Annotated in this window: 26 protein-coding genes; 13 read left to right on the top strand and 13 right to left on the bottom strand. The window is 62.4% G+C overall.

The features are described 5' to 3' along the window. Window positions 1–33 precede the first annotated feature (33 nt). The gene (locus tag J3P97_RS10330; RefSeq protein ID WP_434674068.1) at window positions 34–588 is read right to left on the bottom strand and encodes a TetR/AcrR family transcriptional regulator; all 555 of its coding nucleotides are present in this window, start codon (window positions 586–588) and stop codon (window positions 34–36) included. A gap of 125 nt (window positions 589–713) precedes the next feature. Here J3P97_RS10330 and J3P97_RS10325 point away from each other — a divergent pair, with 125 nt between their 5' ends. After that, window positions 714–1,343 carry a DJ-1/PfpI family protein gene (locus J3P97_RS10325; protein ID WP_434674067.1) on the top strand — a complete coding sequence of 210 codons (630 nt, stop codon included), beginning with the start codon at window positions 714–716 and terminating at the stop codon, window positions 1,341–1,343. A gap of 9 nt (window positions 1,344–1,352) precedes the next feature. Here the strand turns inward: J3P97_RS10325 and J3P97_RS10320 are convergent, their stop codons facing one another. Both J3P97_RS10320 and J3P97_RS10315 read right to left on the bottom strand, forming a co-directional pair. Next, a complete protein-coding gene (locus J3P97_RS10320) occupies window positions 1,353–1,736 on the bottom strand; it encodes a MarR family winged helix-turn-helix transcriptional regulator (protein ID WP_434674066.1) in 384 nt (127 codons plus the stop codon). A gap of 216 nt (window positions 1,737–1,952) precedes the next feature. Further along, window positions 1,953–2,702, bottom strand: a complete 750-nt coding sequence (locus J3P97_RS10315; protein WP_434674065.1) for a gamma-glutamyl-gamma-aminobutyrate hydrolase family protein — start codon at window positions 2,700–2,702, stop codon at window positions 1,953–1,955. A gap of 161 nt (window positions 2,703–2,863) precedes the next feature. On the opposite strand from J3P97_RS10315, the gene J3P97_RS10310 reads away from it, so the two are divergent. After that, window positions 2,864–4,630 (top strand): S8/S53 family peptidase, encoded by a 1,767-nt coding sequence (locus tag J3P97_RS10310; protein ID WP_434674064.1) that lies wholly within the window; start codon window positions 2,864–2,866, stop codon window positions 4,628–4,630. 9 nt (window positions 4,631–4,639) lie between these two features. Here J3P97_RS10310 and J3P97_RS10305 read toward each other — a convergent pair whose 3' ends face one another. Then, window positions 4,640–4,837 (bottom strand): LysR substrate-binding domain-containing protein, encoded by a 198-nt coding sequence (locus J3P97_RS10305; protein ID WP_434674063.1) that lies wholly within the window; start codon window positions 4,835–4,837, stop codon window positions 4,640–4,642. A gap of 40 nt (window positions 4,838–4,877) precedes the next feature. Next, window positions 4,878–5,744: an NmrA family NAD(P)-binding protein gene (locus J3P97_RS10300; protein WP_434674062.1), complete on the bottom strand. Its 867-nt coding sequence runs from the start codon at window positions 5,742–5,744 to the stop codon at window positions 4,878–4,880. Window positions 5,745–5,866: 122 nt separating this feature from the next. On the opposite strand from J3P97_RS10300, the gene J3P97_RS10295 reads away from it, so the two are divergent. From J3P97_RS10295 to J3P97_RS10275, 5 genes are all read left to right on the top strand, one after another. After that, the gene (locus J3P97_RS10295; RefSeq protein WP_434674061.1) at window positions 5,867–6,742 is read left to right on the top strand and encodes a LysR family transcriptional regulator; all 876 of its coding nucleotides are present in this window, start codon (window positions 5,867–5,869) and stop codon (window positions 6,740–6,742) included. 114 nt (window positions 6,743–6,856) lie between these two features. Next, window positions 6,857–7,015 (top strand): DUF2986 domain-containing protein, encoded by a 159-nt coding sequence (locus J3P97_RS10290; RefSeq protein ID WP_434674060.1) that lies wholly within the window; start codon window positions 6,857–6,859, stop codon window positions 7,013–7,015. Between the two features lie 66 nt (window positions 7,016–7,081). Continuing rightward, window positions 7,082–7,828 carry a hypothetical protein gene (locus tag J3P97_RS10285; RefSeq protein ID WP_434603848.1) on the top strand — a complete coding sequence of 249 codons (747 nt, stop codon included), beginning with the start codon at window positions 7,082–7,084 and terminating at the stop codon, window positions 7,826–7,828. After that, window positions 7,829–8,635, top strand: a complete 807-nt coding sequence (locus J3P97_RS10280; protein WP_434674059.1) for a DUF6630 family protein — start codon at window positions 7,829–7,831, stop codon at window positions 8,633–8,635. Window positions 8,636–9,267: 632 nt separating this feature from the next. Beyond that, a complete protein-coding gene (locus J3P97_RS10275; RefSeq protein WP_434674058.1) occupies window positions 9,268–10,221 on the top strand; it encodes an alpha/beta fold hydrolase in 954 nt (317 codons plus the stop codon). Window positions 10,222–10,350: 129 nt separating this feature from the next. On the opposite strand, the gene J3P97_RS10270 is transcribed toward J3P97_RS10275, so the two are convergent. Continuing rightward, a complete protein-coding gene (locus J3P97_RS10270) occupies window positions 10,351–10,758 on the bottom strand; it encodes an ester cyclase (protein ID WP_434674057.1) in 408 nt (135 codons plus the stop codon). A gap of 300 nt (window positions 10,759–11,058) precedes the next feature. On the opposite strand from J3P97_RS10270, the gene J3P97_RS10265 reads away from it, so the two are divergent. Next, a complete protein-coding gene (locus J3P97_RS10265) occupies window positions 11,059–11,586 on the top strand; it encodes a DUF3916 domain-containing protein (RefSeq protein ID WP_434603842.1) in 528 nt (175 codons plus the stop codon). Between the two features lie 23 nt (window positions 11,587–11,609). Here the strand turns inward: J3P97_RS10265 and J3P97_RS10260 are convergent, their stop codons facing one another. Then, window positions 11,610–12,002 (bottom strand): GFA family protein, encoded by a 393-nt coding sequence (locus J3P97_RS10260; RefSeq protein WP_434568958.1) that lies wholly within the window; start codon window positions 12,000–12,002, stop codon window positions 11,610–11,612. Window positions 12,003–12,031: 29 nt separating this feature from the next. Continuing rightward, on the bottom strand, window positions 12,032–12,958 hold the full coding sequence (locus J3P97_RS10255) for a LysR substrate-binding domain-containing protein (RefSeq protein WP_434674056.1): 927 nt from the start codon (window positions 12,956–12,958) through the stop codon (window positions 12,032–12,034). Window positions 12,959–13,090: 132 nt separating this feature from the next. On the opposite strand from J3P97_RS10255, the gene J3P97_RS10250 reads away from it, so the two are divergent. Beyond that, complete coding sequence (locus J3P97_RS10250) at window positions 13,091–13,495, top strand: RidA family protein (protein WP_434674055.1); 405 nt, start codon at window positions 13,091–13,093, stop codon at window positions 13,493–13,495. A gap of 154 nt (window positions 13,496–13,649) precedes the next feature. Here the strand turns inward: J3P97_RS10250 and J3P97_RS10245 are convergent, their stop codons facing one another. The 4 genes from J3P97_RS10245 to J3P97_RS10230 form a co-directional block, all read right to left on the bottom strand. After that, a complete protein-coding gene (locus J3P97_RS10245; protein WP_434568961.1) occupies window positions 13,650–14,129 on the bottom strand; it encodes a VOC family protein in 480 nt (159 codons plus the stop codon). Between the two features lie 66 nt (window positions 14,130–14,195). Then, entirely contained in the window at window positions 14,196–15,497 is a 1,302-nt protein-coding gene (locus tag J3P97_RS10240; RefSeq protein ID WP_434603836.1) for an Nramp family divalent metal transporter, read from the bottom strand. A 145-nt stretch (window positions 15,498–15,642) separates the two neighbouring features. Further along, entirely contained in the window at window positions 15,643–15,882 is a 240-nt protein-coding gene (locus J3P97_RS10235; protein ID WP_434603833.1) for a hypothetical protein, read from the bottom strand. Then, the gene (locus J3P97_RS10230; RefSeq protein WP_434674054.1) at window positions 15,875–16,657 is read right to left on the bottom strand and encodes an MlaA family lipoprotein; all 783 of its coding nucleotides are present in this window, start codon (window positions 16,655–16,657) and stop codon (window positions 15,875–15,877) included. The genes J3P97_RS10235 and J3P97_RS10230 overlap by 8 nt, the downstream gene beginning before the upstream one ends. Before the next feature lie 330 nt (window positions 16,658–16,987). Here J3P97_RS10230 and J3P97_RS10225 point away from each other — a divergent pair, with 330 nt between their 5' ends. The 4 genes from J3P97_RS10225 (at window position 16,988) to kefC (ending at window position 21,497) form a co-directional block, all read left to right on the top strand. Beyond that, on the top strand, window positions 16,988–17,698 hold the full coding sequence (locus tag J3P97_RS10225; protein ID WP_434568965.1) for a response regulator: 711 nt from the start codon (window positions 16,988–16,990) through the stop codon (window positions 17,696–17,698). Beyond that, a complete protein-coding gene (locus J3P97_RS10220; RefSeq protein ID WP_434674053.1) occupies window positions 17,695–19,044 on the top strand; it encodes a sensor histidine kinase in 1,350 nt (449 codons plus the stop codon). Before J3P97_RS10225 ends, J3P97_RS10220 begins: the two co-directional genes overlap by 4 nt. A gap of 103 nt (window positions 19,045–19,147) precedes the next feature. Then, window positions 19,148–19,669, top strand: coding sequence for a glutathione-regulated potassium-efflux system oxidoreductase KefF (gene kefF / locus J3P97_RS10215; protein WP_434652736.1), 522 nt, complete (start codon window positions 19,148–19,150; stop codon window positions 19,667–19,669). Between the two features lies 1 nt (window position 19,670). Beyond that, a complete protein-coding gene (gene kefC, locus J3P97_RS10210) occupies window positions 19,671–21,497 on the top strand; it encodes a glutathione-regulated potassium-efflux system protein KefC (RefSeq protein WP_434652738.1) in 1,827 nt (608 codons plus the stop codon). Here the strand turns inward: kefC and J3P97_RS10205 are convergent. Continuing rightward, entirely contained in the window at window positions 21,494–22,735 is a 1,242-nt protein-coding gene (locus J3P97_RS10205) for a cytochrome P450 (protein WP_434674052.1), read from the bottom strand. The genes kefC and J3P97_RS10205 overlap by 4 nt on opposite strands. Window positions 22,736–22,777: the final 42 nt, after the last annotated feature.

Below are 22,777 nucleotides of genomic sequence, written 5' to 3'. Positions count from 1 at the left end.
GATTTTCACTTTCAAAGAAACTCAGCCCACCACTCAGCCTCTCCACGGCGCAATAACGCCCTCGACCAAGGCAAAAGCCCGGCTCACAAAACCATTGAAGCGCGCCGCATCACGTCGTATCCCGGCCTGTTGCCCGCCGATCAGGCACAGATGGGCCATCTGCCCGATGACCTCCGCCTGGCCGGGCGCCGGGGCCAAGCGGCGACACGCCTGTATCGCAAAGGCCAATCGTCTTGCGTCGACACGCTGCTGGAACTCGGCAACCAACGGATCATGCAGCGACCAGGCGCGGATGGACACTTCCCGCCCAGGTTGTTTCTGCGCGGCGATTTCCAGGTAGCGCTGCAACGTCTCTCGCGCGCTCCGACCCTGGCCCGCATAAGCAAGCATGCGCCCCGTGTAGTCCTCTTCCCAGGCAGCCAGCAAAGCGCGGACAAAGTCTTCGCGATTGCGAAAATGGTGATAGAACGAGCCACGGGTCACATTCAATCGACGCGCCAGGCTTTCGGCCGAGACGCCTGCCTGGCCTGCCTGGTCGAGGGCCTCGAAGCCTGCCGCGATCCAACGGTGACGAGTCAGTTTTTCCATGGTTACTTCGCTCCCTCTCAATGCACCGTACAGACTGTGTAGGGTGCCAAACCGATCGATACGCTGCGAACACCTGCATAGAAGGCCGTTGCGTTTTGCACGCCAGCATTTTCATGGAGTTCGCCTTGAAGCAAATCGCCCTGATCGCTTTCGACCAGTTCACCGACATCGACATGTTCCTGATGTGGGACATCTTAGGCCGCAATACGCAAGACTGGCACGTAAGAATTCTGGCCTCCAGCCCTGTCGTGACATCGGCGCACGGCTTGGCGGTTTCGGTGCACGGTCCTCTGTGCGAGGCCAATGGCGCGGACGCGGTATTGTTCGTCAGTGGCAAACAAGGCATACCTGCCGCGCTTGCAGCTGCGGACTTCCTACCGTCGTTTGAACTCGATGCCCGACGCCAGCGAATCGGCTCGATCTGCGCCGGGGCCTTTATTCTCCAGCGGCTTGGGCTGCTGCCCGACGGCCGGGCAACCACCCACCCGGAGGCTCGATCAGGCCTGCTGGCCGTGGGAATCGAGCCCGTGGATCAGCCGCTGGTCTGCCACGGGAATGTCGCCACGGCAGGCGGATGCCTTGCCGCGCTTTACCTGGTGGGATGGCTGGTTGAATCCTGGTTCGATGTCGAGAAGCGCCGCGCAACCCTGCTCCCCGTCCTGCCGGCCGGGCAGCAAGCACTCTTCGATATCCTGATCGGGTTCAGCATCCGACAAGGTCAGATCCAGAGAATTGGGTCCAGGCCAGGCGCTTAAACAGCAATCTCAACCGGCCTTGTTCCACTCACCAACCATCGCCTCATAAACCTCCTGGCAAGCGAACTCCGCAGAAACCTGCGCGTCGGCAACCACCTGTTCGCCAGTCGTGGTCAGACAGGCGTAGCCCACGCGCGCATCTCGAGGATCGCTTTGTCGGGAAACCAAGCCTATTTTTTCAAGCGACAGCAGGGACTTGGTCACCGCCGACGCAGTCAGGCCCATGCAATCGGCCAGGTCAGCGCGTCGAAGCCGGGAGTTGTGGGCATGCTTGAGGTGGTAAAGAATCATGAAGTCGCTGAAGCTCAGGCCATGCACGGCGGAAAGCTTGGCATCGACCCGCCGCGCGGCTGAGGTGTAGGCGCGTGACAAGCGGATACAGCGATCAAGCATCGATCCGTTCGCGGTCGGTTCAGTAGGTGGATTTACAGACATTGCAAAACGCTCCAGCGCTAAGGGGAAAGACATCGGATCGACCCGGCTTGCAGTTACCAGGTGAACGTGGATTTGCCTGCACCCAGAGGACCGAACGGCAACCCGTACCAATTCAGAGCAACCCTACCTTCCAGATACTTGACCGCTACAGCATCTAGAAACCAGATCCAAGCGTCAAGCGTCTTTTTCCGCACGCTCCCGACATGCGTCCCCGAACGCCCGGAAAATCGTCCGATAATCCACGTTATCCATAACCTCCCACTCCGGATGCCATTGCACCCCCAACGCAAACGCCCGGCTGCCCTCCACCGAAAGGCCCTCCACCAACCCATCCTCGGCCACGGCCTCGACGCGCAAGCCCTGCCCAACCCGCGCGATGCCCTGGCCGTGGACTGAGTTGACCTCGATCACGTCCTTGAGGCCCAGCCGCGCCAGTACGCCACCGGGCCGCACCGTCAAGGCGTGGTTGCGGGCGTACTGTTCCTGGACCGGTTCATTGCTCGGCGGTTCGTGTTCGGCGCCCGGGCCGTCGAGTTGTTGATGGAGCGAGCCGCCAAAGGCGACGTTCATTTCCTGGAAGCCGCGGCAGATGCCGAGCACCGGCAGGCCGGCTTCGACGGCGGCGCGCCAGAGCGGCAGCGCCAGGTTGTCGCGGGCCGGGTCGTGCTCGGTGCCCGGCGGGCTCGGGGGGCCGTCGTAGTGATGGGGTTCGATATTGGACGGCGATCCGGTGAAGAGCAGGCCGTCAAGGCCGGCGATGATGTGGGCCGGATCGAGCAGCGCCGGAAACACCGGCAGGATCACCGGCAACGCGTCGGCGGCGGTGGCCACGGCCTGGGCATATTTGTCATTGCTGAGCTGGACGGTGTGTGGGCCGACTTTGCCTGAGCAGGCGATGATTCCGATCATGGGTGGACGAGACATGGGATCCCTCTTTTCGAGTCTCAGACGTTTAAGAATCCGATTGCCGCGCGGGTCCGGTTGTTCCATTTCGATGACGACCGCCACGGATCGAATCCCAGGGCTGAACGAAGCTCGCGACACAACGGTCGGAACAGCAATCCCCGACCAAGAAAACTCACCCCATGCCCATACGATCCGCCGCCCTCGTAACGCTGTTCGCCCTGTCTGCCAGCACCCTTGCAGTGGCGCAGGAACCGCTACGCCTGGAAGGCCTGAAACGCTGCGGCGACTTGCTGGATAACCAGCGCCAGGAATGGTGCCTGACCGCGCGCGGGCTGGGTGATGCAACACCGCAACTGAAACTGGGCGAGAAAATGATTCCCGCCGGCAGCGTTCAGCGTGACGGAAACAACCTGCGCCTGCGCTTGAACAACGCCGACTACCAAAGCGGCCCGCTCTGGCTGGAGGATGGTACGCGGGCCAGCAACGCCGCCTGGCTGACGTTACGCACCAGCCACGTGGTGGCCGCTGGACCGAACGAAGTGGCGAAGAACATGGACGGCCTGACCACGTATGTGGATCTGGTGAGCGTGCTCATCGAGGAAAGTCACGACGGTCGCCAGGAGGCTGAACGTCTCGCCGCCAAATACGGGGCGAAAGTGGTCGGCAGCATCGCCCCGCTGAACGTTTATCAGCTGCGCCTGCCGGCCAAGGACCTGGTCGAGCGCGATGCGCTGGTGCTGCGCCTGGGCGGCGAGACCAGTGTCGATGCGGTGGTGATAGAGGAGTCCGCCGCCGAAGAGACCGAGCAAGCGCCCGCCCAGCCAGAAGAGCCGAAGAAGCCGGCCAAGGACTCCGATGAATGGGCGGCGAATCGCTTCCTCGATGCGGTGCACTATTACCAGCGGCGCATCCCTGGGCAGCAGGCGCCGATCCGACCGCAACCGGTGCGCATCGGCCTGATCGAGCGCGACGTGGATTTCGACACGGCGGATTTCGCCGATTACCTCGGCGCCTGCTCAATGCCGCGAACCTGCGTCTATGCCCGCGATGCGGACAAGCCGGACGACCACGGCACGACGGTCGCCGGCATCCTCGCCGCGCGCTGGAACGATGGCGGCAACAGCGGGTTCCTAAGGGGCCTGGACAAGGCCAGCGGCGGCTTCGAGGTGATTGTCGAGCGCAATTCCGACGCCGGGATCACCGCCAACATCGCCGCTTCGGTGAACCTCGTCGAGGACGGCGTGCGGGTGCTCAACTGGAGCTGGGGCATTCATCGCGTCGGCGCGAAAAACGTCAAGGGTGACGAGGTCGATTCGTTGCTGCGCTCGGGCATTGCCATGAGCGGCTACGAGGAGTTGCTGGAGGAGTTTTTCCTGTGGCTGCGCAAGGAACATCCCGACGTGGTGGTGGTGAATTCCGCCGGCAACGGCTCGTCATACTCGGGCACTGATGAATACCGCCTGCCCTCCTCGTTCATCACCGAACAATTACTGGTGGTCGGCGGGCATCAGCGCAGCGAACGCGCCGGGGTTGCGGTCGATGATCCGGCCTACGCAGTCAAGCGCGACTCCTCGAATGTCGACATGCGCGTCGACATCACCGCCGCCGCGTGCACCCACGCCTCGACGGTCAATGCCGGCGAAGACGGCGCGGTACATTGCGGCACGTCCTACGCCACGCCAATGGTTACCGGCCTGCTGGCGGCGATGCTGTCGATCAATCCGCAGCTTCATCCCGAGCAACTGCGCATGCTTCTGCGCCGTAGCGCCATGACCATCGGCGATAATCACGACTTCGAACAAATGGATGGCGAAGACCTCACCGCGCCTATCCTGCCATCGGAGCGCAACTACCAGCTCAACGACAAGGACGTCGGTCGCTCGGCGCGGCTGGACATGCAAAAGGCCCTGGATCTGTCGGTACAGAGTCGCGATCGGGTGCGTTGATTCGTAGGGTCATAGGCCGCTGAAGCGCAGGCAGTTATGGCTGGCCAGGTCCTGCGGCGTCCGGGGCGTGCCAGGTTTTTCGAGATAGGCCGGTGAGACGCAGAGGATGCGCCGGCGATCGCCCAGTTTCTTGGGGATCAACCGGTTGTCATCCAGTTCGCCAATGCGGATCGCCGTGTCAAAAAAGACAGGCGGATTGCAGATCATTGCTGCACAACATGCAGCAATGACTCTTTGCTCCGGCTGCCTATTCTCCGGCAACCGCCTCACGAACAAACGCCTCATAGCTGCGCAGCGGACGGCCGAGGATGGCCTGCAACCGGTCGACGGCGCCTTCGCTGGTCATGCCGAGCTGCTGGATGCCGGCCATCATCAGGCGCATGTCATAAGCCAACCAGGCGGGACCGAACGAAGCCATCTGCGCTTCGAAGGCCGCCACATCGTCACCGCCGTAGGCAATCTCGCGCCCCAGCGCGGCGCTCCAGATCTTCGCCACCGACGCCCCGGTCAGCGCTTGCGGGCCGACCAGATCCAGGGTGATCCGCTCCAGCGGTGCCGAAGCCCTGTCACGGCGCAGCAACTCGGCCACGGCGACATCGGCGATATCGCGCGCATCGACCATCGAGACGCCCGCCGAGCCGATCGGCATCGGGTACACCGAGTAGTCCTGAATCGTTTGCTGGACCATGCGTTCGTTTTGCATGAAGTAGGCCGGGCGCAGGATCGTCGCGGCGATGCCGTGGCTTTCGATCATGCGTTCAACCGTGTGCTTGCCGGTGAAATGCGGGACGTTGGTGAACCGGTCGGCGTGGATCACCGAGAGGTAGACGACGCGCTCGATGCCTGCCTCTTGGGCGAGGTTCAGGGTGATCAGGGCTTGGGTGACCTCATCGGGCGTCACGGCGTTGAGCAGGAACAGCGTACGTACCGACGACAGCGCAGCGCGCAGCGACGGGACATCGGTCAGGTCCGCGACAACTTCCGTGACACCGGCCGCAAAGGCGCGTTTACCCGTTTGGCGCACCAGGGCTTTCACCTCGGCGCCCGCGTCGGCGAGGCCTTGCGTGACGAGTGAACCGATGGTGCCGGTGGCGCCGATGACGAGAATGCTCATGTGAATCTCCAGAAGTGGATGCAAGTGGATGAATCGAACCGCGTTGGAAAAAAGATAAGCCGTTGCATCCGCAAAACGAAGACCACAATATGTAGACGCCATGTCTCAAATATGGAACAGCGATGAACCTCAATGCACTGATCGATTTCACACTCGTCGCCAGCAGCGAGGGACTGGGAAAGGCAAGCAGAGCAAGCGGCCGGTCCAAGGCGACCTTGTCGCGGCGCATCTCCGAGCTCGAAGAGCAATTGGGTGTGAGGCTGATCGAGCGCAGCGCGCGAGGCCTGAAGCTGACTGAAGCCGGCGAAACACTGCTGGCCCGGGCCGAGGGGCCGCTGGCCGAGGTGGCGGAGGCGTTGACGGCCGCGCGTGACGGAGGGTCGACGCCACGAGGACGCCTGCGTATCGCCTCCCCGGTGCTGTTCTCGCAGTTGGCGATGGGTCGGATCGGTGCCGAGTTTTGTGCGGCCTACCCGCAAGTCACCCTCGAAGTGGTGGCGGAAGATCGGCTGGTGGACCTCGTCGAGGATCAATTCGACGTCGCCATCCGGATCAATCCGAGCCCGGACAGCAGCCTGGTCGGGCGCTGCTTCGCCAAGGACCGGCTGGTGGTCGTGGCCGCCCCAGGCATACCCAGGCCAGAACCCGGCGCGATCCGCCCGGTTCCCGCCATCGTGATGCCGAGCTTCCAGCCCACCCACTGGACGCTCGATGGAGGGGAACTGGTGCTGGAGCCCATCCCCAACCTGCGGTTTTCCTCATTCCTGATGATCCGCGACGCCGCCATCGCCGGCGGTGGTGCTGCGCTCATTCCCCAATCGATCGCGTGGGACCAACTGGCCCGCGGTGAGTTGGTCCAGTGGGGCACCGTGACCGGCGTCGAACCGCAACTCTGGGTCCTGCACACATCCAGGCGCCTGGCGGCGCCGAAGGTCCGCGCCTTCGTCGATTTCCTCTGCGCCAGGTACCCGGACATGTCGTTGGTGCTCAAGGGATAGGCGCAGCCGTTCACAAAAGACGACGCGGGAACCCGAACCCTAGCCACCGCCCCCTTTCGCACTTACGATACGTCACCGCAGCCGCTTCCCAATCGGACAAGCCGAGTAGAAAACATGAATCGCCGTAAAAAGATCAACCAGCTACTCAAGGCCAATGCAAAAAAGGCCAGTGCCAAGCTGGCGCCGAAGAGCAAGGACCGATACATCAGCAAAGCCGACCGACTCAAGGCGGCTGAAGCCGATCCAGAGACGACCGTTTCCCCTGAAAGTTGATCCCTGCCTGTGACAGGCATCAGCACCCCGTCACGCCTCCCTCGAATGGACTTCCCGGAGACACCTGTGCAACGTCTTATCCTTGGCATCGCCTGCATCGCACTGGCCGCTTGTGCCAGCCAGCAGTCCCGGACAAAACCGCTCAACGCGCCGGTCTTCACGTTCCGCAGCGTACCGTTGGCGGCCGATGGCCTTCCGGTCATCAACCCGGACGTGCTGAAAAGTATCGAACAACTGAACATGCCCGCGCCGGTCAAGACGCTGAGCTACGTGGAACTGGCCGGCACTGTCAACTACCCCAAGGAAAGCCGGCCGGAGCGTACCGAATATTTTCTGTCGAGCGACCCTGCCACCCGCCAACTGCGCATTACACACAAAAGCGAAAATCTCGACGGCCGCATGATCAGCTGGCGTGGCCTGCTCACGTTGTCAGGCCTGGAGCAGGCCAAGGCGTCTCGGAACACCGCAGTGATCGACAGCCTGACTTTTCGGGGTGATTGGCAACACATGCCGGTGGGCGGTCAATTGGGTTTCACTCGGCAAGGCAGTCTCACCAGCAACATCATCGGCACGTTGGGCACGGAGCCGAAAGTCGTCGACTGTCGCATCGACCGCGAATTGCCGGCCAAACAACTGAACCCGGCGCTGAGCGGCCAGGCCAAGGCCATGAGCTGCCAGGAACAGCGCCCGAGCCCCGGCCCCGTCCCCTTCGATCACTATTACTATCTGGTCGACTACGGCTTCTTTTTCCATGCCAGTACCGACAAAAGCGACTCCACTTCCATCGACATGCACATCAAGAGTGTGAAGTAGATGACCACCAACCCCATCGATCCACTGGCGCTTCAGCGCATCACCGCCGCCCACGGCACCCTTGAGGGTGCGTCGTACTTCGACGCGGAAGAAAGCCTGGTCCATGACCTGTTTCCCGATCGCATCGTTTTCCAGACCAACTACCTGGACCACAGCAGTTATGCAGTGGATGTCGTCGAAGGCGCGGTCCGGGTGCGCAAGACGCGGCTGGACAATTACCACCGGGGCCACAAGGCCCAAGTGATCGATGACGACATGGACGATGACGATTGGGCCGAACTTGGCAGTCTCTGGCAGCGTTTGAGCCTCGACCTCGACACCCAAGGCAACGGGCCACCCGTGGATCTGGCCGATACGCTGGCCGACCTGTTCGATGGACTTTTCGACGAGGCGCAGGCGCAAGCGCTGATCGACAACATGCCGGCCCCTACCGGCGAGTGGGATTGGGCCTGGACGCAAGTGCAATCGGCGCTTTCCGAGGCCGGGCAGCTGGCTGAATTCGAATGGAAGGAGTGGTCGTCCTCAGGCGTCTACGCCATCAATGCCCTCGCCCCGTTAAAGCAACTGAGCATCGAAATCCCTGCCCCGGACAGCAAGACCGTTGACGCCGTGAACCGCGCCGACGATTGGGAGCGCGCATTGCTGCAGTACTTCAACGCGCAGCTGGAACCCCACGATTTGAAGCTGCTGGCCATCGGCACCCACTTCGATGAATACCAGGCATTTGCCTGCCTGCCCATGAACGGCCTGGGCCTGGTCAATGCGTTGGAAATCCTCGGCAGGCTGGGCATCGTCTATAAATACTAAGCCTCTGGTGCGGCGATATTTCGTCGTCGCACAAACGTCCTCGAGCCTCGGATATACCATGAAAAATTGTGTTTACTGCGGAGCCCTTATTCTCGCTGATAACGGTGAGTGCAAACGCTGCTCCGAGTCGATGAGGCAGGCGGCGGCCGAAACGCTCCCGCCGAGTTCCGGGACGCCGAGGTGGGTGAAAGTCGTCAAGTGGCTGTTTATCGGGCTGCTGGCAGCGGTGCTGATTGCCGCAGCGGTGATCGCCTGGGTGATCAAATCGTTGGGGCCGATGCCTTCGTTTGGGTGATCACACCTGCAATTTTTACTGCTTCTGTGGCGAGGGAGCTTGCTCCCGCTCGGCGGCGCAGCCGTCGTAATACCGAATCACCCGGTATACCTGCAAAACCGCATCCAGCCCATTGGGGACTGCTACGCAGTCCAGCGGGAGCAAGCTCCCTCGCCACGGTGATCTTGCAGGTATCTGGAGCCCTGAGGTCTCCTGAGATTCCGCAGGTATCCGAAATCCCCATAGTTGCTATCAACGCCAGCGCCGTTCTCGTTGCGCTGCGCTCTCTCTAATCTGCCCACCAACACGATCGATGACGATCCCGGCAGATCAAACACCCCTTATGGAGAGAGAAACGATGAACACCTTCAACCGCACCCTGGCTGTCGCAACCCTGGCCCTGGCCGCCCTCGGCGCCGAGGCGGCGACGCCCGTACAAGCCGGTGCCCCGGCCTCGGCCGTCGGCAGCGTGGTGCAGTCGTCCAGCTACATCACCACCAAGGATGGCGTGCAGCTCTATTACAAGGATTGGGGCCCGCGCGATGGCCAGGTCGTCACCTTCAGCCACGGCTGGCCGCTGGACTCCGACAGCTGGGAAGGCCAGATGATGTTCCTCGCCTCCAAGGGCTACCGCGTGATTGCCCACGACCGTCGCGGTCATGGTCGCTCCAGCCAGCCGTGGGAAGGCAACGACATGGACCACTACGCCGACGACCTGGCGGCAGTCATCGAAGCGCTGGACCTGAAGGACGTGACCCTGGTCGGCTTCTCGACGGGGGGCGGCGAAGTGGCGCGTTACATCGGTCGCCACGGCACCGGTCGAGTCAAGAAAGCCGTGCTGGTGTCCTCGGTGCCGCCGCTGATGCTCAGGACCGACACCAACCCCGGCGGCTTGCCACTCGAAGTCTTCGACGGCCTGCGCAAAGCGTCCCTGGAGAACCGTTCGCAGCTGTACCTGGACATCGCTTCCGGCCCGTTCTATGGCTACAACCGCAAGGGTGCCAAGCCATCCCAAGGCTTGATCCAGTCGTTCTGGGCGCAGGGCATGCAAGGCGGCAGCAAGAACACCTATGACTCGATCGCGGCGTTCTCGGCGACCGACTTTCGCGGCGACTTGAAAAAATTCGACGTGCCGACGCTGGTGATCCACGGTGACGACGACCAGATCGTGCCCATCGATGCCTCAGGCCGGGCTTCGGCGGCGCTGATCAAGGGCGCTCGATTGATCGTCTACCCAGGCGCGCCGCACGGCTTGACCGAGACGCACAAGGATCGCCTGAACCAGGACCTGCTGACTTTCCTCAAGGAATAAATCCAAATAGCTGTGTGAAACACACCCCTGTGGGAGCGAGCTTGCTCGCGATGGCGGTGGACCAGTCTACCCATGTGTTAGCTGACACACCGTCATCGCGAGCAAGCTCGCTCCCACACTGTTTGATGCTCAAAGCCCTTCTCCGGAAGGGCTTTCGCGTTGGAGCGCCGCTTCCACTGCCGCCTTGTCGATGACCGACCACACGCGAACGATTTTTCCGCCATCGAAGGCGTAGAACACATTCTCGGAAAAGCGAATCCGCCGGCCATCGGTCTCAAGCCCGAGAAACCGGCCGCGCGGCGAGCAATCGAACAGCAGCCGGGCCGCGACAATCGGCGGTTCGACCACCAGCAGGTCGATAATAAAACGCAAGTCCGCAATGGTCCTCACGTCGTTTTCCAGCATCGCCCGATAGCCCGCCAAACCCACCGGTTCGCCGTTATATTGCACGCTATTGTCGACAAAATTGCCCAGTTCCTGCCAGCGACGGTCATTCAGGCAGTCGATGTAATTGCGGTATTGCTCGGCCAGGTCCATTTCCCCGTTCCTCGGTTCCCAAGGCGTATATGGGCTGACCACAGAGGATGGGCAAGGTTCTGGGCCGCCATCGCGAGCAGGCTCGCTCCCACACTGGATTCGGGGCGGCCTTCGATCCTATGTCCACCGCCAAACCCCTGTGGGAGCGAGCCTGCTCGCGATGGCGTAGCACCGGTAAGCAAACAAGCCCCGTTCAGCCTTCGCGTTGCACTACGGCTACCTGACCCAGTCATTGAGCGAAATCAAATGACACTGAATTCCTCGATGTAGGCCTTGGATTGTCCCATCCGGCCCCAGAGAATGATCGCCCAAATTCGGCAGGGCTCAACAATGCGGCAAATCAGCATCAACGGAAAACCACTCAGGGGCCTCCACCGTCGCCTTCGCTCGATCGAGCGCTGGGCATCGGGCTTTGAAGGCAATTTTTATCCGAGGCCGGAAGACAGGCGCTATGCAAACTGGAAGATTCCGGTCCACGAACTCCTGGTCGAAGGCGATCGAGCCAGGATCGAAGCCCAGGCCTTTTGTATCCAGCAACTGCTTGAAGCTGCAACGCATCTGTCCAGTGCCGCCGACCGTTCACAGGGCTACTACCGAGTCGCGTGCCTGCTGACATGGCCATGGGTGTTTGAAAGCGAAGTCACGATTTTCTACGACCAGGACTACTACCTACGTTTTCTGGGCGAAGCCAACGCGCTCGAACCGCAACGGCTCAGCGACAAGCTCGCCCTGCACGTTCCAACGCACTTCATCGAGCATGGACATGAGGTCACTCGACCTTACGACGAAAACAAAGTCCAACAGTGGTGCATAGGGGAGCCAGCCTGAGGCTCTGCCTGGCCAGGAGCACCCTACCCCTCAAACCGCCCCGTGCCCTCGCGATCATGTTCATAGCGCCGTGAGAGTGGAAACGCCGGCAACCAGGATTCGCGGCGCACGGTCCAGCTTTCGTAGGTGGGCATCAGTTGGTCGGGCGCATCCAGCGTGCCCAGGTTGACTTCGACCTCGTCGCCGCTGCGGGCGAAGACGGACGAGCCGCAGTGGGGGCAGAAAAAACGTCCGGCGTAATCCCGGGTTTCACCGCTGACGGTCACCGCGTCCCGGGGGAACACGGCGGCGGCGAAAAACAGTGCGCCATGGTGCTTGCGGCAATCCAGGCAGTGGCACAGGCCAACCCGGTATGGGCGCCCTGAAGCTTCAATGCGCACGTTGCCGCACAGGCAACCGCCAGTGAATCGGTCCATCGTCGATCTCCTCTGCATTCGAGAAATTTTCATGACACAGGCCGATCAATAATAGGCGCATGTTGCGCCATCAGCTCCACCACCCAGTCAATGAATACCCGCAGCTTGGCGCTGATGTGCCGGTTCGGCGGGTAAGCCACGTAAAGCGGCATCGACTCCAGGCGCCAGCCTTCGAACAGCGGCACCAGCGCGCCTTGCGCTTCGTGTGGGCGGGACATGTACTGGGGCAGCCATAACACGCCCAGCCCCGCCAGGCCGGCTGCGAGATAAGCGTTGCCATCGTCGACGGCGAGCGCATGGCGGCCCTTGATATGAAGGTGTTCGTCATCCTTGTGCATGGCATAAGGCAGCGCCTTGCCGGTGCGCGCCCAGAGGAAACCGACGATGCGGTGCGCGGAATCTTCCAGCTCCCGGGGATGCAGGGGGATGCCCTCGCGCGCCAGGTAACTCGGCGCCGCAAACACGCCCAGGGCCAGGTCGCCGACGCGCCGGGCGATCAGTGACTGGTCTTTCAGTTCACCGCCGCGCACCACGCAATCGACATTTTCGTCGAGCATGTCGATGATGCGATCGCTGACGCCCAAGTCGATCTGGATGTCCGGGTAGCGCTGATAGAAACCCGGCAATGCCGGCACCAGGATCATCGCGGCCAGCGGACTCGGCACGTCCACCCGCAGCCGGCCACGGGGCAGCGACTGGGCAGTGGACAAGCTGGTTTCGGCGTCGTCCAGGTCGGCCAGCAGGCGAATCGCCCGCTCGTAGAAAACCGCGCCGTCCGCGGTGACATTGACCTTGCGGGTGGTGCGGTTGAGCAGCCTGACGCGCAGCCGCGCCTCCAGTTGCTGCACCAGTTGGGTCACGGTGGTCTTGCTCATGTGCAGGGTCTCGGCGGCCTTGGTGAAACTGCCCGCCTCCACGACACGTACGAACGCCTGCATCGCATCGAAACGATCCATGGGTGCCTCGGATTGTTTGGGTTCTACAAACAGTGATCGCCAAGGTTGCTCGTTTATCGCCCGGACACAAGCCCCTAGAGTGACTTCATCGTTGATTTCCCGCCGCTTGCGGCTCATTTGATGGAGACACCCATGACACAGCGCGACGTTGTTTTCCCTCCCGGCCGCCAGGCGCTCTACGAGCGCAACCGTTACTCGCCGGCGATTCGTTCCAATGGTTTCCTATTCGTCTCCGGGCAGGTCGGCAGCACCGAGGACGGTTCACCGGAGCCGCTCCTGGAGGATCAGGTCCGGCGTGCGTTCAACAATCTGGAGGCGATCCTGGCGGCTGCCGATTGCAGCTTTGACGATGTGGTTGACGTGACGGTCTTCATGGTCGATCCGCAGGCAATATTCGAGCGAGTCTGGAGCGTCGTGCCGGAATTCTGGGGCAACGCGCCGCACCCGACGCTGACGGCGGTGGGCGTGACGTGGTTGTATGGTTTTCAGTTCGAGATCAAGGTGATTGCCCGGTTGCCGGAAACCACCGGGAGCTGACTTTGGTGCTGTCTCTGCTGCCTTCGCGAGCAGGCTCGCTCCCACAAGGAATGGGGCTGTCGGAAAATCGAAGTCACACCCAAACCCAATGTGGGAGCGAGCCTGCTCGCGAAGGCGGCGACACATTCAACACCTCTGCAAGCCGTGCCGCCGGTCAGCCCCTCACCGCCGCCTCAATCGCTGCAATATCAATTCTGGTCATGCTCATCATGGCTTCGAAGGCGCGCCTGGCGGCGGCTTTGTCGGCGCTGGTGATGGCTTCGACCAGCACCCGCGGGCTGATCTGCCACGACACGCCCCACTTGTCCTTGCACCATCCGCAGGCGCTCGCCTGGCCGCCGTTGTCGATGATTGCGTTCCACAAGCGGTCGGTTTCGGCCTGGTCATCGGTGGCCACCTGGAAAGAAAACGCTTCGTTGTGCTTGAACATCGCCCCGCCATTCAGGCCGATACAGGGGATGCCGATCACGGTGAAATCCACGGTGAGCACGTCGCCCTCCTGGCCCGCCGGATAGTCGCCGGGCGCGTGGTGGATGGCGTTCACCGCACTGTCGGGAAAGGTAGCCGCGTAGAACTGCGCAGCTTCCTGAGCGGTGCCGTCATACCAGAGACAGATCCTGTTCTTGTTGTTCATTCGGATTCTCCGCAAGGGGCTGGACGGTGAAGTCTAGCAGCCCCTCCAGAGATGAATGAGCAGACCTCAGGTAAACAGATCGACGCCCAGCTGGAACGCGACCCACAACGCCAGGCCAGTGGCGAATACCAGCGCGATATTCTCGAACAGGTTGTTGCGGTATTCCTTGCTCAGCAGCGACTTCTGGTTGGACATGATCAACAGGCCCAGGGAGATCACCGGCAGGCCGATGATGTTCAGGGCGTTGACACCGATGGTCAGGGTCACGAAGTCCGGCATGCCGGGCAAGGACCAGATCAGCGGCGTCACCAGGATGAACAGCATGAACCACTTGTGCATCGGGTCACGGTGGAACTCTTTGCCATAGCGCTCACGACGTTCGGGGCGTACGTGCTGGAAAGCGTCGGTGATGAGCATCGGGAACGCCGTGGTCTTGCCGGAAATACTGGCGAACAGCGTGGCGAAGACACCGATGAAGAACACATACCAGCCAATCGGGCCGAAGAAGATTTCCAGGGCCTTGCCCAGGTCACCCAGGGTTTTGACTTCGATGCCGTTGGGCCGCAGGATTTCCGCGCCGACGATCCAGATCGCCAGGTTGATGATGATCCCGACGAACACCGCAAACAGCAGGTCGTTGCGCTGGATGCGCTTGTGCTCAGGACCCACCCAGCCTTTCTGGCGCATCACGTAGGGGTGAACGAAGTTGGCGATGGAACCCGCCACCGCGCCGATCACCGAGACCGCCACCAGCAGCGCACCGTGCACACCTTCATCCGGCGGAATGCTGAAGCCGATGGTGCCTTTGACGATACCGGCGACATCCGGGCCGGACATCACCGCCAGGGCCAGGAACGCCAAAGTCATGATCGCCAGCAGCGCCTTCATCACGCCTTCGATCATCGAATAGATATTGCGCCCGACGAGCATCCACACCGCCAGCACCACCGCCACCGAACAGAGCAGCGGATAATCGGTCTTGAGCAGCATCGCCAAGGCCTCGCCGGCACCCTTGATCATGTAGGCATTCATCAGGTGCCCCATGAGCAGCGCATACACCAGCATGAACCAGGCAAAAAACGGATTGAGTTGCGCGTAGCCCTGCAGGATGGTCATGCCCTGGTTATTGCAAAGCTGGAAGCGCGCGATGATGTTGACGATCAGGTAGCGCAGCAGCAGAGACACCGCCAGCACCCACATCATGGCGTAGCCGTAGTTGGCCCCGGCCACGGAAGAAGTGATGAGGTCGCCTGCGCCCAGCCAGGAAAGTACCGCGATGATGCCCGGGCCTAGAAGCTTCAACAGGCGTACGAAGCGGCTTTGCGCGGGGGCTGCAGCCTGCCCTTCGACGGAAGGTATGCTCGACATGGATGGAGTCTCCGTTGTTTTTTTTGTGAGAAACGGACACAGTCGACCATATTTCGTACGACATCGTACAACTCTAATTTATCGAGAGTATGTAAAAATGTTTCATCACTGCTCGGGCGGCAAACAGCCATTATTGAACCCGCTGTCAGTGGCCCTCCCCTCGTTCGCCGTTATTGATCATCCACCGAATCATGCTCGCCAGCGGCACGCGATAGTGCTGGGTGGCGCACAAGCCGGCTTGCTCGGGGTCGTACCATTCGACGTAGCGGCTGAGCAGCACATGCCGGCCATCCTCGGCGAGCCGCAACTCGACTTCGCGGCAATGCAACGCACCCTGGTCGAGTGTCTTCACTCGACGATGCAGGACCAACGCCTGGCTATTCATCCTCGGCACCCTGTTCCTGGCATTGCGGGCTGTCCTGGACCGCACCCAGTTTCCCGTCGGCGACAAAATCGGCGCGCCGTTGCGCGACCGCATCTCGCAGCGCCACGTAGTAATCGGCCTGGGTCTGCAGTTTATCGGTGAGCGGCAACGCCTCGGCGCGGCCATCGACGACGCCGCCCACGGTCTTGATCGTGCCCAGGGTTTCGACGGTATCGCTGTTGCTGCCGAACGGGTCCACCGCGAAACTCACCACTTTGCCAGTCGCGTCCCTCAGGTTGCCAGTGCCGAACAATGGCAATTCCACGATCGGCCCCGGAGCGATATTCCAGACGCCGAAAGTCTGGCCGAAATCGGATTCGTGACGGGCGATGCCCATCTTGCCCGACACGTCGATCAGCCCGACGATGCCCACCGTGGTGTTGATGACAAAACGGCCCAGGGTGGTGACCGAGCGCTCGCCGTTGCCTTGCAGCAAATCGTTGATGAAGACCTTGGGCTCGCCGAAGTTGGCGACGAAGTTATGCACGCCGCTCTGGAACATCTCTGGCAGTTTGCGATAACCACGGGCGATGGGGGCCAGGGCATAGTCGTCCACGGTACGGTTGAAGGCGAAGATGCCGCGGTTCACCGGTTCCGCCGGATCATGCACGGCATAGGGCATATTCTCGCAGCTGCCCGGTGTCGCGGGCGGCGTGCTGCTGCAACCGCTGGCAAACGCCGCCAGCGCAACGACGACGGTGGATCGAACAAGCAGCGCGGGTCTGGCGATCGGCATACAGAATTATCTCGGCGAGGAATAAGGGCTGCCTGCCAGTTGGAAGCCGAACACCAAACCCGTGGCGAGGGAGCTTGCTCCCGCTGGGTCGCGAAGCGGCCCTAAAAATCCATGAGCGCTTCGCACTCAAGCGGGAGCAAGCTCCCTCGCCACAGGGTTCAGTGCACAGCTTCACTGGCCGGCATCGAGGCAATCCTGCCGCGGTTTTCTTGCCCGAAGATTTCCGCAATGTTGCGCGCCGGTCGCTTTATTTCCGGATTGAAATATATGACGCAAGCGGCGGATTGACCCTAGTATCGCCTCCTGTATCCATTGCCCGACGTGACCCCTGTGAGCCACCTACTCCTGGTGGACGACGACCTCGAAGTCCTCGCCCTCCTGCGCAAATTCCTCGAACAACATGGCTACAGCGTCGAAGTGGCCGCCGACGGCGCGGCGCTGTGGCAGGCGGTCGAGCGGCGGATGCCCGACCTGATCATCCTCGACGTCATGCTGCCGGGCGACAACGGCCTGGTGCTCTGCCAGCGGCTGCGGGCCGAACATCGGGTCGGGATCATCATGCTCACCGCCATGGGCGAACTGAGCGACCGCGTCGTCGGCCTGGAAATGGGCGCCGACGATTACCTGACCAAGCCCTTCGACGCCCGCGAGCTGCTGGCCCGGGTCCGCGCCGTCCTGCGGCGTACCGGCGAAGCCAGGGGCAGCCTGGGCGATATCTCCCGGCCGGTGCTGGAATTCGAGGGCTGGCAGCTGGACGTCACCCGTCGCGAGTTGCGCTCCCCCGACAAGGTCATGATTCCGCTGTCCACCGGCGAGTTCGAACTGCTGCTGGTCTTCGCCGAACATCCGCGCCGCGTCCTCACCCGCCAGCAACTGCTGGACCTGGCCCGGGGCGAAACCTTCGACGCATTCGACCGCAGCATCGACGTGCAGGTCAGCCGTCTGCGGCGCAAGCTGGAGACCGACGTCACGGGCCCGTCGATGATCCGTACCATCCGCAACAGCGGCTACCTGTTCAGCCCTCACGTGGTGAAGCGATGACCGCCAACCCCTCGAAGATGCCTCGCCCCAGGGACACCGTGGCGCGCTGGATCGCCCTGACCACCATGGTCTCGATGCTGACGCTGCTGGCCCTCAATGAACTGTTCAGCCTGGTGGCCGGTGCGTGGGCGCGCCCTCCCCTGATGGAAACCGGCCTGATGGACAAGGCTGCGGCGATCACGCGCATCATCGACGCGGCCGATCCCGGCCAACGGCACGCCATTGCCCGTATCGCCAGCGACCCCGGGATCAACGTACAGTGGCTGCAGCGCTATGAGGAGGCGCATCTGCCGGTGATCGGGGATCCGGAGTTCAGCGAAGGCTCGGCGTTCCTGCACCAGCAATTGAACAGGCCCGACGCCCGAATCGAGGCCTACGAGCCCAACGACTGGCCGGCCGCTGATGACCCGGGCAGACGCTACGCCGTGATCATCGAGCTGTCTGACCACACCTGGGTCATCTTCTCCGTGGGCTCGCGCAGCTGGGGGCTGGGGGAATGGCAGCGCAACCTGATCATCATCGCGTTGATCCTGCTGTCGACCTTCATCGTCGCCCTGATTGCCACGCGGCACCTGGCAACCCCGCTGGAGCGTTTCGCCGAGGGTGCCCGGCGCTTCGGCGTGGACTTCCGGGCGCCGCCGATCCCGGTCGTCGGCCCCTTCGAGATCCGCCAGGCGATCCTGGCGTTCAATGCCATGCAGGCCCAGCTCAAACATTTCGTCCAGGACCGCACGCAAATGCTCGCGGCCATCTCTCATGACCTGCGGGCGCCTTTGACCCGCATGCGCCTGCGCGGCGAATTCATCGAGGACGCCGAACAGCAATCGCGGTTGTTCCGGGACGTCGACGAGATGCAGGCGATGGTCAACGCCGCCCTGGAATTCTTCCGCGACGAAGCGCGCCTCGAACACGCCACCGCATTCGACCTGGCGGAGCTGCTGCACACCATCGTCGATGATTTCAGGGACGGCGGCATCGAAGTGTCTTTCGAGGGCGCCCAGCGCCTGGTCTACGTGGGCCGCCCCATCGGGATCAAGCGCGCGCTGACCAACCTGATCGACAACGCGGTCAAATACGCCAGCGAACCGAGTGTTCAACTCAAGACCTTCATCGATCGCATCGAGATCCGCATCCAGGATCGCGGCCCGGGCATTGCGCCCGAATACCATGAGCAGGTCTTCGCACCGTTCTTTCGCATCGAGGGTTCACGCAACAAAAATACCGGCGGCGTCGGCCTGGGCCTGTCGGCGGCTCGGGCGACGGTGCTGGAGCACGGCGGCACACTGACGCTCAGGAACCGCCGGGGCGGCGGCCTGGAGGTCAGGGTCTCGCTCCCGCTCAATTGACCCTGGCAAGGCTCGCCCGGGAACAATCTCCTAAACATCACGCGCCTTCCCCGGTAGGATGTCCGGCCTTTCGACCCGGACCCAGCCGCCTGGAACTGCCCCGATGATCCTGATCGTATACGCCCATCCCTACCCCGACCAGTCGCGGGTCAACCAGCAGATGCTCAAGCGCGCCGGCGCCAATCCGGACGTGGTCATACGCTCGCTCTACGATCTCTACCCGGATTTCGACATCGACGTCGAGGCGGAACAGCGCGCCGTCGAACAGGCACAACTGGTCGTCCTGCAGCACCCGATGTACTGGTACAGCATGCCGCCCCTGCTCAAATTGTGGATCGACAAAGTCTTCACCCATGGCTGGGCGTACGGCAAAGGCGCCACGGCCCTGAACGGCAAAAGCCTGCTGTGGGCCGTCACCACGGGTGGCGAACACGATCATTTCCAGATGGGCGCCTACCCCGGCTTTGCCGTGCTGGCGCAGCCGCTCCAGGCCACGGCGCTCTACTGTCATATGCGCTGGCTGGAACCGCTGGTCGTGCATGGTGCGTTTGCCGGCGACGCCGAGGCCCAACGCGAGCAAATCGAACACTATGGCGAACGCCTGGCCGCCTGGAAGGAAGATTGATATGGAAACTCACAGCCTGATCGAAATGCTCATCTACCTGGCCTCGGCGACACTGATCGTACCGATTGCCGTCCGGTTGGGCCTGGGCCCGGTGCTCGGTTATCTGCTGGCCGGGTGCGTGATCGGCCCGTGGGGGCTGAAGCTCATTACCGACGTCAAGGCCATCCTGGAATTCGCCGAAATCGGCGTCGTGCTGATGCTGTTCATCATCGGTCTTGAGCTCGACCCCAAGCGCCTCTGGGCGCTGCGCCGGATGGTATTCGGTGGCGGCGCGCTGCAGATGCTCGCTTGCGGTGCCGCCATTGCTGCGTTCTGCGCGGCGCTGGGCCTGGGCTGGACGGCGGCGTTGTTGGTGGGCCTGACCCTGAGCCTTTCGTCCACGGCCATCGCCATGCAGGCCATGAGCGAACGCAACCTGAACGCCACCGCCGTGGGCCGCAGCAGTTTTGCCGTCCTGCTGTTCCAGGACATCGCGGCCATTCCACTGGTGGCCATGATCCCGTTGCTCTCGGCCCATGGCGACACGCCGTCGGGCATGGCCCTGGCGTTGTCGATCGTCAAGATCGTCGCCGCCATCAGCGTCGTCGTGCTGCTCGGGCGCTACGTGACACGGCCGCTGTTGCGCTTCGCCGCGCGCTCGGGCCTGCGTGAAATCTTCAGTGCCGTGGCGCTGTTCCTGGTATTCGGCTTCGGCTTTCTGCTGGAAGAGGCCGGCCTGTCGATGGCCATGGGCGCATTCCTCGCCGGCGTGTTGCTGGCGAGTTCCGAATACCGCCATGCCCTGGAAAGCGACATCGAACCGTTCAAGGGGCTGCTGCTGGGGCTGTTTTTCATCGGCGTCGGCATGTCGATCGACTTCGGCACGCTGATCGACGCACCGCTGAAAGTCATCACCCTGACCGTCGGGTTCATCCTGATCAAACTGCTGGTGATCAAGGCCGTCAGCCGCTTCCTGAATGTCCCCGCCGGCCAGCGTTCCTGGCAGGCGGTATTGCTCGGCCAGGGCAGCGAGTTCGCCTTTGTGGTGTTCGGCGCCGCGACGTTGGCGGGCATCCTGACCGACCAGTGGGGCAAGAGCCTGACCCTGGCGGTGGCCCTGTCGATGTGCGTGACGCCGCTGCTCATTCTGCTGCTGGAGCGAATCGAGTCGGCCAGCAAGAAAGACCGCCAGGAATCCGACCTCGTCGACCAGCAGAACCCGCGGGTGATCATTGCCGGCTTCGGCCGTTTCGGACAGATCGCCGGACGTTTGCTGATGTCCTGCGGCGTCGAGGTAGTGGTTCTGGACCACGACCCCGACAACATCGAGACGCTGCGCAAATTCGGCGTGAAAGTGTTCTACGGCGACGCCACGCGCCTCGACCTGTTGCACGCGGCCGGCGCGGCACAGGCGGCGGTGCTGATCAACGCGATCGACGATCAGCAAGACAACCTGACGCTGACCCGGTTGGCCCAGGAGCACTTCCCCACGTTGAAACTCGTCGTCCGCGCGCGGGACATGGGCCACCTGATCAACCTGCGGCAGATGGGTGTCGAGGTTGCCGAGCGGGAAACCTTCGAAAGCGCGCTGGCGTTGGGTCGCCGGGCACTGGTGCAGATGGGTGTCGGCGCTTACGAGGCGCGCGAACGCGCCGATCAGTTTCGCCGCTTGAATCTGCAAATGCTCGAAGAAATCGTCGCCCAACCGGAAGATGACCTCACGTTCCGGCACGACGCCTACCGACGCGCCAACGCGTTGCTCACCGAGATGTTCAACGAAGACCGCGCCCGTCCCGTCGACAGCTGGCCGGAACACCATCGAAACGAGACGGATGAGGCGCGTGGCTAGCCGGTCACCACTGACATCAGCACCGGCTCCCTGGGCAACATGGGCAGGCGTTGAAAATCGACTTCTTTCACCACCAGCCGCCATTGCACGTGGCGGCACAGATGTTCAAAGGTTTTCTGCATCAGGGCCAGCGTCAGCGGCTCGCCCGGGCAGCGGTGATACGTGTATTCCCCGCCGCCCTGGCTGATGACAGAGGTTCTCATGGGGCACTGGCCGAAACGTTCGGGCGCAAAACTTTCCGGGGTTTTCCAGTGCGCCGGATCGCGGTTGGAGCCAAACAGATCGAGCAGCACCCGAGTGCCTTTTTCGAAGCGGTAGCCTCGCCACTCGAAACTCTCGCGCACAAACGCCGCCACCATCGGAAAGAACGCGTAAAAGCGCCGCGTTTCCTCGGCAAAAGCCCAAGCCGCAGCGTCATCGCGACCAATGCTGGCGCGCCATTGCGGCCGGCGCTCCAACTCGATCAGCCCGAACAACAGAAAGCGCCCCACCGCCACCACTGGACGCAAGATATTTAGCAGCTCCACTGCCGCTATCCGCGGTGGGAGCAACTGGCCCTGCTCATCGCGATGCCATGCGAGTTGTTGCAACGGGGTCTGCAGCGATGCTGGCGCCGGGTCTTGCCGACAGTTTTTTATCCAGCGCGCCGCCTGGGCCTCGCAGGCCTTGCGCCGCATCCAGGCGGCCGGCATCCGCCAGTCGACGCGGCCGTTGCCATCGATCAGCGAGGCGAGCCGAAGGGTCAACCGGTGCATTTGCCGATCACTCATCATTGGCACACCGGCCCACTCGCAGACCGATCGACACAGCAGCGCCTCGATCCACGGCAGGAATTCGATCGGCTGGTTCGCCGCAAGTTTCGCCGCCGCTTCGCTCAAGTGAGCCTCGTAGAGGCCGACCAGGCGGTTTACGTTTTCCTTGTCCAGCACGTCGAGAAACAGCTGCTTGCGTCGCGCATGAGGTGCGCCATCCAGGCCCTGGACGCCGCCCGCGCCCAACAGGATGTTGCGCAGCGGCGCCGGTGTCGACGTGGGGGTCCGGACGAAGCGCCGCGCATCGTAGAACAGCTCCGCCGCTTCCAGCCCACTGAGGCACAGCGTGCGCCGTCCCAGCAGTCGGGTCTGGAAAACCGGACTGCCATAGGCAACGCAACGCTTGCGTATGAACGGGTAGCCCTCGCGCAAGAATGCCAAGGTTGAATCAGCCCAGCGGTGGCCGGGAATAGAAGGGTCTGCCATGACGAAATCCTTGCCTGACAACGATATGTCTGGGACATCGCC

Origin of the sequence: Pseudomonas sp. R1-15 (genome assembly GCF_051132085.1) — a bacterium.
Taxonomy (GTDB): domain Bacteria; phylum Pseudomonadota; class Gammaproteobacteria; order Pseudomonadales; family Pseudomonadaceae; genus Aquipseudomonas.
This window is presented reverse-complemented; position numbering and strand designations above follow the sequence as displayed.

Coding starts and splice junctions, on each gene's coding strand:
- J3P97_RS10330 (WP_434674068.1), bottom strand. CDS start 588: ATGGAAAAACTGACTCGTCACCGTTGGATCGCGGCAGGCTTCGAGGCC.
- J3P97_RS10320 (WP_434674066.1), bottom strand. CDS start 1,736: ATGCTTGATCGCTGTATCCGCTTGTCACGCGCCTACACCTCAGCCGCG.
- J3P97_RS10315 (WP_434674065.1), bottom strand. CDS start 2,702: ATGTCTCGTCCACCCATGATCGGAATCATCGCCTGCTCAGGCAAAGTC.
- J3P97_RS10310 (WP_434674064.1), top strand. CDS start 2,864: ATGCCCATACGATCCGCCGCCCTCGTAACGCTGTTCGCCCTGTCTGCC.
- J3P97_RS10305 (WP_434674063.1), bottom strand. CDS start 4,837: ATGATCTGCAATCCGCCTGTCTTTTTTGACACGGCGATCCGCATTGGC.
- J3P97_RS10300 (WP_434674062.1), bottom strand. CDS start 5,744: ATGAGCATTCTCGTCATCGGCGCCACCGGCACCATCGGTTCACTCGTC.
- J3P97_RS10295 (WP_434674061.1), top strand. CDS start 5,867: ATGAACCTCAATGCACTGATCGATTTCACACTCGTCGCCAGCAGCGAG.
- J3P97_RS10290 (WP_434674060.1), top strand. CDS start 6,857: ATGAATCGCCGTAAAAAGATCAACCAGCTACTCAAGGCCAATGCAAAA.
- J3P97_RS10280 (WP_434674059.1), top strand. CDS start 7,829: ATGACCACCAACCCCATCGATCCACTGGCGCTTCAGCGCATCACCGCC.
- J3P97_RS10275 (WP_434674058.1), top strand. CDS start 9,268: ATGAACACCTTCAACCGCACCCTGGCTGTCGCAACCCTGGCCCTGGCC.
- J3P97_RS10270 (WP_434674057.1), bottom strand. CDS start 10,758: ATGGACCTGGCCGAGCAATACCGCAATTACATCGACTGCCTGAATGAC.
- J3P97_RS10265 (WP_434603842.1), top strand. CDS start 11,059: ATGATCGCCCAAATTCGGCAGGGCTCAACAATGCGGCAAATCAGCATC.
- J3P97_RS10260 (WP_434568958.1), bottom strand. CDS start 12,002: ATGGACCGATTCACTGGCGGTTGCCTGTGCGGCAACGTGCGCATTGAA.
- J3P97_RS10255 (WP_434674056.1), bottom strand. CDS start 12,958: ATGGATCGTTTCGATGCGATGCAGGCGTTCGTACGTGTCGTGGAGGCG.
- J3P97_RS10250 (WP_434674055.1), top strand. CDS start 13,091: ATGACACAGCGCGACGTTGTTTTCCCTCCCGGCCGCCAGGCGCTCTAC.
- J3P97_RS10245 (WP_434568961.1), bottom strand. CDS start 14,129: ATGAACAACAAGAACAGGATCTGTCTCTGGTATGACGGCACCGCTCAG.
- J3P97_RS10240 (WP_434603836.1), bottom strand. CDS start 15,497: ATGTCGAGCATACCTTCCGTCGAAGGGCAGGCTGCAGCCCCCGCGCAA.
- J3P97_RS10235 (WP_434603833.1), bottom strand. CDS start 15,882: ATGAATAGCCAGGCGTTGGTCCTGCATCGTCGAGTGAAGACACTCGAC.
- J3P97_RS10230 (WP_434674054.1), bottom strand. CDS start 16,657: ATGCCGATCGCCAGACCCGCGCTGCTTGTTCGATCCACCGTCGTCGTT.
- J3P97_RS10220 (WP_434674053.1), top strand. CDS start 17,695: ATGACCGCCAACCCCTCGAAGATGCCTCGCCCCAGGGACACCGTGGCG.
- kefF (WP_434652736.1), top strand. CDS start 19,148: ATGATCCTGATCGTATACGCCCATCCCTACCCCGACCAGTCGCGGGTC.
- kefC (WP_434652738.1), top strand. CDS start 19,671: ATGGAAACTCACAGCCTGATCGAAATGCTCATCTACCTGGCCTCGGCG.
- J3P97_RS10205 (WP_434674052.1), bottom strand. CDS start 22,735: ATGGCAGACCCTTCTATTCCCGGCCACCGCTGGGCTGATTCAACCTTG.